Consider the following 6,559-nt stretch of genomic DNA (forward strand, 5'->3'; position numbering starts at 1 on the left):
CGCCGCGAGCGGGAGGCTGCGGCCCGCGCGCAGCGCGAGGCCGAGGAGGCTGCGGCCCGGGCGGACCGCGAGGCGCGCGAGTCCGCGGCCCGGGCCGAGCGCGAGGCCCGGGAGGACGCCCGGTCCCGGGAGGCCGCCGGGCGCGAGTCGGCCCGGCGCGACCGTACGCCGTCCGACGACACCGCGACGACCGTGCTCCCCGTCATCTCGCCGGACGCCGTCGCCACCCGGGCGCACGAGCGCCCGCGCCCGGCGGAGCTCGCCCGGCTGCCCGACGACGCCACCCGCGAGCTCTCGCTGGCCGACGAGCTGTTCTCCATGTCGCCCGACGACGACGAGGACGAGGTCGACGAGCCCGACGAGGGCCGCCCGCACGGCTGGTTCTCCCGATGAGCGGCGTCTGGGACGACCTCGTCGGGCAGGCGCCGACCGTGGCCGCGCTCCGGGCCGCGTCGGAGGCGGCCGCCGAGATCCTCGCCGGGGGCACCGGCCCGGCGATGACCCACGCCTGGCTCTTCACTGGGCCGCCCGGCTCGGGCCGGTCGCTGGCCGCGCGCGCGTTCGCCGCCGCGCTGCAGTGCCCGCGCGGCGGGTGCGGGGAGTGCGCCGCCTGCCGCACCGCCCGCTCCGGCACTCATGCCGACGTCGAGGTCGTCACGACCCGGCTGCTCTCGATCGGCGTCGCCGAGGCGCGCGGGCTGGTGGAGCGCGCCTCCCGCCGCCCGTCGGGCGGCCGGTGGCAGGTCATCGTCGTCGAGGACGCGGACCGGCTCACCGAGCAGGCTGCCAACACGCTGCTGAAGGTGCTGGAGGAGCCGCCGCCGCGTACGGTCTGGCTGCTCTGCGCCCCCAGCCTCGAGGACGTGCTCCCGACGATCCGGTCGCGCTGCCGCCACCTCGGGCTGCGCACCCCGCCTCCGGAGGCGGTCGCCGAGGTCCTCACCCGTCGTGACGGCATCGACCCGGCGATGGCGGCCTTCGCGGCCCGCGCCTCCCAGGGGCACATCGGCCGCGCCCGGCGCCTCGCCCGCGACGAGCAGGCGCGGCTGCGGCGGGCCGAGGCGCTGCGCATCCCGCAGCAGGTCAACGGGGTGGGCGACTGCCTGACCGCCGCGGCCAACCTCGTCGAGGCGGCCAACGAGGAGGCGGCGACCGAGTCCGCCGAGCTCGACGCCCAGGAGACGGCCGAGCTGGCGCGCGCCCTCGGCCAGGGCACGACCGGCAAGGCGATGCCGACCGGCGCCGCCGGCCAGCTCAAGGAGCTCGGCAAGCAGCAGAAGACGCGCGCCAAGCGCACCTCGCGCGACGCGCTCGACCGGGCGCTGGTGGACCTCGTGTCGTACTACCGCGACGTGCTGGCCGTGCAGTTCGGCGCGCCTGTCAGCCTCGTCAACGAGGAGCTGCGCCCGGCGCTGGAGCGGGCCGCCCGCTCGAGCACTCCCGAGGCGACGCTGCGCCGGGTCGAGGCGGTCCTCGCCTGCCGCACGGCGATCGACGCCAACGTCGCCCCGTTGCTCGCGGTCGAGGCGATGGCGCTGTCGCTGCGTGCAGGCTGAGGCGGACGCACGCCCTGCGGGGCGTCGTCTTGCTCCGCCGGCCCTCACCGCGCGGGTGGGCGGCGTCCCGCGGAGACTGCGTGGACTCGGGCACGGCCGCGCGCCGGAGCGGCGTGGACGGCCCCCCGGCCGGATGACGCCCGTTGCGTACGCTCGGGCGGGTGCCGTCCCCCCGCCGCCAGGCCCGTGCCGTTCCCCGCCCGCCGACCCGAGCACCGCGTACGCGACTGGTCGGCGCCGGCCTGCTGGCCGCCGTCCTGCTCGCGGCAGGGTGCACCAGCGACGGCGACGGCTCCGCGAGCGACGGGCCCGCCGCCGCGGGGACCGGCTCGGCCGCGCCGTCCGCGGGTGGCGCGTCCGAGGGCGCGCTCGCGGGCTACTACGGCCAGGAGCTGGACTGGGGGAGCTGCGGCGAGAGCTACCAGTGCGCGAAGCTGCGCGTCCCCGTGGACTACGCCGACCCCGAGGGCGGCGACCTCGAGCTGTCGGTCGTCCGGCGCCCGGCCGGCAAGAAGAGCGAGCGGGTCGGGTCGCTGCTGGTCAACCCCGGCGGCCCGGGCGGCTCCGGCATCGACTACGCGCGCAGCGCGGAGAACTTCTCCACCACGCTGCTGACGAGGTTCGACATCGTCGGGTTCGACCCGCGCGGCGTCGGCACCAGCTCGCCGATCGACTGCCTGTCCGACGAGCAGACCGACACCTTCCTCGCCGTCGACGCCTCGCCGGACGACGCGCGGGAGGAGGCGGCGTACGCCGAGCAGAGCCGGCTGCTCGGGGAGGGCTGCGAGGCGAGGTCCGGGGAGGTGCTGCCGCACGTCGGCACCGTGGACGCGGCCAAGGACATGGACGTGCTGCGGGCCGTCCTCGGCGACGAGACCCTGACCTACCTGGGCAAGTCCTACGGCACCTACCTCGGCGCGGTCTACGCCGAGCAGTTCCCGGACAAGGTCGGCCGCTTCGTGCTGGACGGCGCGCTCGACCCGACCCTGACCGACGAGGCGCTCAACCTCGGGCAGGCCAAGGGGTTCGAGACCGCGCTGACCGCGTTCGTCGACGACTGCCTCCAGCAGGAGGAGTGCCCGCTGACCGGGGGCCGCGACGCCGGCCTCGCGCAGGTCCGCGGCCTGCTCGACGACATCGACCGCGAGCCCCTGCGGAGCGACGACGGGCGCGAGGTCACCCAGCCGCTCGCCGCGCTCGGGCTCGCGACGGGGCTCTACAGCAAGGACTTCTGGCCGTACCTCGAGGTCGCCATCGCCGACGCCCTCGACGGCGACGGCACGACGCTGCTCACGCTCACCGACGCCCAGACCGACCGCACCGAGGACGGCACGTACGCCTCGAACGGCAACGAGGTCATCTACGCCGTCAACTGCCTGGACAAGCCCTCCGACGTCACGGACCTCGAGGCCTGGCGGGAGCGGGCTGCCACCGCCGAGCGCGCGGCCCCGACGTTCGGCGCGCTGCTCGGCTGGAGCAGCCTGCCGTGCGCGACCTGGCCCGCCCGCTCGGACACCGGCCCGCACGAGATCGCCGCGCCGGGGGCGGCGCCGATCCTCGTCGTCGGCACCACCCGCGACCCGGCCACGCCCTACGAGTGGGCGCAGGGGCTCGCGGGCCAGCTCGAGTCCGGCCGCCTGCTCACCTTCGACGGCGACGGCCACACCGCGTACGCGTCCGGCAGCCGGTGCGTCGACGAGGCCGTGGACGCCTACCTCGTCGAGGGCACGCTGCCCGCCGAAGGGGCCCGCTGCTGAGTCGCCCGGCGGGTGGCCCCGGCCGCCCGCTACACTTTCCTCGTGCCGCGGCCTCGTGTCGCGGTGCTGCCGCCTTAGCTCAGTCGGCCAGAGCGACGCACTCGTAATGCGTAGGTCATCGGTTCGATTCCGATAGGCGGCTCCACCTCACAGGGCGCTCTTCCTTCGGGAGGGCGCCCTGTGGCGTTCCGGCGACCGCGGGGCGGCCCACCCTCCCGCCCCACCGTCGGCCGACCACGTCGCGAGCGGTCCCCGCTGGCTATAGCGTGCTTGCCTCCCCACGCGGCCCCTTCTGGCCGCGTGCCGAGGCCGGGAGGGGCCGATGTCCGCATCAGGTCGGGACTTCGAGCTCGCGGACGAGCCGGTCCGTGGTGGGACCAGCAGGCCCGGCGTGCCCGGGCTGTCTGGCGCGGACACGCTGCGCGCCTGGCTCTCCGGCGACCTCCCGGCCCCGCCCATCGCCCGGCTGACCGGCCGGCGGCTGGTCGCGGTCGACGAGGGGTCCGCGACGTATGCGCTGCCGGTGTCGCCGTGGCTGCTCGGCCCCAAGGGGCGCGTCCACCCCGGAGTGCTGGCGTTCCTGGCGGCGGCCCCGCTGGGGGCGGCCGTCCTCTCCGCGCTGCCCGCGGGCGCGACCTGCACGATGGCCGAGCTGTCGATGACGTTCCTCGAGGCGCCGCCCGGCGACCCCGGCGAGGTCACGGCGCACGGCGAGCTGCTCGCGATCCGCGGCGACAGCGGGCTCGCCGCCGTACGGGTCACCGGGCAGGACGGGGAGCTCGCGGCGTACGGCACCGCCCGGAGCATGCTCCTCCCGCTCGCCGCTCCGGCCGGCGCCGAGACGGGCGCCGACCCGCACGCCGACCCGGACACGGCACCGGCGGGGCCGGGGGAGCCGGAGCACGCGACGCCTGACCCTTGGCAGCGCCCGGTCGAGTGGGGGCCGGTCGCCGACGGCGAGCGGATGTCCGGGCTGGAGATCCTGGGCGCCCTGGCGCGCGGGGACCTGCCGCGATCGCCGATCGACCGGCTGCTCGGGATCTCCCTGCGCGAGGCGCAGTGGGGCGGCGCCGCGTTCGCGATGCCGGCGAGCCGCTGGCTGGCCCAGGAGCTCGGGACGGTCTTCGCCGGCGCGATCGCCCTGCTCGGCATGTCCGCCGCCTCCGCCGCCGTGCAGACGACCGCGGAGCGCGGCGCCCGCTTCGCCGCACTGGACATGAAGCTCAACCTGCTCCGGCCGCTGGCCCCCGACGGGCAGGACGTCGTCGCGGTGGGGAAGGTCGCGCACCGCGGCCGGCGGCTGGGATCGGGACGAGCGAGGTGCACCACGGCGGCAAGCTGGTCGCCATGCTCACTGGGACGACGGCGGTGACGGCGCGGGCGGCGCGGCCCCGTCCCTAGCCCGCCGCGCGCACGTGGCGTGATCTGCGCTCGGCGGTGCGTCGGGATCGGGCCTGGAGATGGCAGGGTGGCCCCCGACCGTGCCACGACCGACAGCGACGTCGGAGCAAGGAGGAGGGACGACATGTCCGTCAGCAGCGATTCCGGAAGCAGCGTTCTGCCCAGGGGCGTCATCGACGTCGAGCAGGAGCTGACCGTGCTGCTGCGACGGGCCCGCGGGACCTCGCAGGAGTTCGCCCGCCAGGTCCACCCTGAGCTGGAGAACGACGCCTACGGCCTGCTCGTGCGCCTCGACCAGGTCGACGGCGAGCGGGGCACCGACCTCGCGGCGTTCTTCGGGGTCGGCAAGCCCACGATCAGCCGGCAGGTCGCGATGCTCGAGAAGCTGGGCCTCGTCGAGCGGCACCCCGACACGACCGACGGCCGGGCCACGGTGCTCAAGATCACCGAGGACGGCCGGGCGCGCATCCGGCGCATGCGCGAGGCCCGCCAGCAGTACTTCGGCGAGATGCTCGCGAGCTGGGACCAGGCCGACGTGGAGCAGTTCGCGCACTTGCTGCACCGCTACAACGAGACGGTCTTCAGCTACCGCTGAGCGGCGCGGCGCAGCGTAGCGGTCGCTCTCGGCGAGGGCGCCGGCACCGAGCGAGGTGGGCGCCGCGGCCGAGGGTGAAGATCCACACGGCGGGGTAGTCGCCTGTCGGATCGCTCGGCGCGACGCGGTGGGAGGCCTGACATGCACGGGGGACGCCACGAGGGACGGGCTGCACGGTGGGCGCGGGGAGCGCGCGGGCTCCTCACGGCGGCAGCGGCCCTGGCCCTGCCCGCCGGGCTGCTCGTGGCGGTGGCGCCACCGGCTGCGGCGGCCACGAACGTCAGCTACCTGGCGCTCTACTCCACTCCTGGCGACTACATCGGCCAGGGCCGCTCGCAGCTCTACCGGGCGCCGGTCAGCCGGCTGACCCCGAACGGCAACGCGGGGTCGGTGACCGTCAACGTCGAGGGCCCGAACGGCTCCTGGCTCTACGTGCAGCTGGCCGCGCCGCAGGGCCGGGACCTCGCCCCCGGTGTCTACCCGCGGGCCACCCGCGCCCCGTTCCGCAACGGCAACGACGCGGGGATCGACATCAGCGGCAACGGCCGCGGCTGCAACAGCATCACGGGCTCCTTCGCCGTACGCGACGTCCACGTCGGCGCGAACGGCGTCGTCGACCGGCTGTGGGCCGTCTTCGAGCAGCACTGCGAAGGCGGGGCCGCCGCACTGTTCGGCGAGATCAAGGTCAACGTCCCGGTGGACGGGCCGGTCGTGGCGCCGGACGCGATCGCGTTCCCCGACGCCTATCCCGGCTCCACCAGCCCGGTGGCGCCGGTCTGGGTCCTGCGCCCGGACGGGAGCTTCGCCGACGTGGTCAGCGCGACGCTCGGCGGCCCCGCGGCGCGCGACTACACCGCGGCCCCGTCCGCCTGCAACGGAAGCGGCGCCTGCCAGGTGGACGTCCGTTTCACCCCGACGGCCTCGGGCCAGCGCTCCGCAACCCTCACCCTCGCCACCGCGGACGGGACGGCCACCATCCCGCTGGGCGGCGTGGGCATCGCCGGCCGCACGTCCTTCTCCTACTCCAGCGGCGCGGACGACTGGGTGGGAGCCGGCCAGTCGCGGTCCTACACCCCGGCCAACTCGGTCATCTTCGCGTACGGCGACGCGTCCCGCGTCCGCGTCAGCCTCCAGGGCGGCGACGGGGCGTGGATGTACGCCGACATCGCACCGCCCGCGGGCGAGCGGCTGCTGCCCGGGACCTACAACGACGCCCAGCGCACGACGTTCCGCGCCGCCGGCCGCCCCGG

Annotated in this window: 5 protein-coding genes, 1 tRNA gene and 1 pseudogene; all 7 read left to right on the forward strand. The window is 76.1% G+C overall.

All coding sequences use genetic code 11. The annotated features are described in order from the left end of the window. Nucleotides 1-393, forward strand: a pseudogene (locus tag G9H71_RS20270) (hypothetical protein); the annotation flags it as partial. After that, complete coding sequence (locus G9H71_RS20275; RefSeq protein WP_166284599.1) at nt 390-1,556, forward strand: DNA polymerase III subunit delta'; 1,167 nt, start codon at nt 390-392, stop codon at nt 1,554-1,556. The pseudogene G9H71_RS20270 and the gene G9H71_RS20275, both read left to right, overlap by 4 nt. A 161-nt stretch (nt 1,557-1,717) precedes the next feature. After that, on the forward strand, nt 1,718-3,313 hold the full coding sequence (locus G9H71_RS20280) for an alpha/beta hydrolase (protein ID WP_166284600.1): 1,596 nt from the start codon (nt 1,718-1,720) through the stop codon (nt 3,311-3,313). Nucleotides 3,314-3,381: 68 nt separating this feature from the next. Continuing rightward, nucleotides 3,382-3,458, forward strand: a tRNA-Thr gene (locus tag G9H71_RS20285). Between the two features lie 177 nt (nt 3,459-3,635). Further along, the gene (locus tag G9H71_RS20290; protein ID WP_166284601.1) at nt 3,636-4,685 is read left to right on the forward strand and encodes a PaaI family thioesterase; all 1,050 of its coding nucleotides are present in this window, start codon (nt 3,636-3,638) and stop codon (nt 4,683-4,685) included. A gap of 153 nt (nt 4,686-4,838) precedes the next feature. Next, on the forward strand, nt 4,839-5,309 hold the full coding sequence (locus G9H71_RS20295; RefSeq protein ID WP_166284602.1) for a MarR family winged helix-turn-helix transcriptional regulator: 471 nt from the start codon (nt 4,839-4,841) through the stop codon (nt 5,307-5,309). A 141-nt stretch (nt 5,310-5,450) separates the two neighbouring features. Beyond that, nucleotides 5,451-6,559: hypothetical protein (locus G9H71_RS20300; protein ID WP_166284603.1), on the forward strand; the 1,109-nt coding region annotated here is incomplete at its 3' end.

It is taken from the genome of Motilibacter deserti (assembly GCF_011250635.1).
GTDB classification, from domain to species: domain Bacteria; phylum Actinomycetota; class Actinomycetes; order Motilibacterales; family Motilibacteraceae; genus Motilibacter_A; species Motilibacter_A deserti.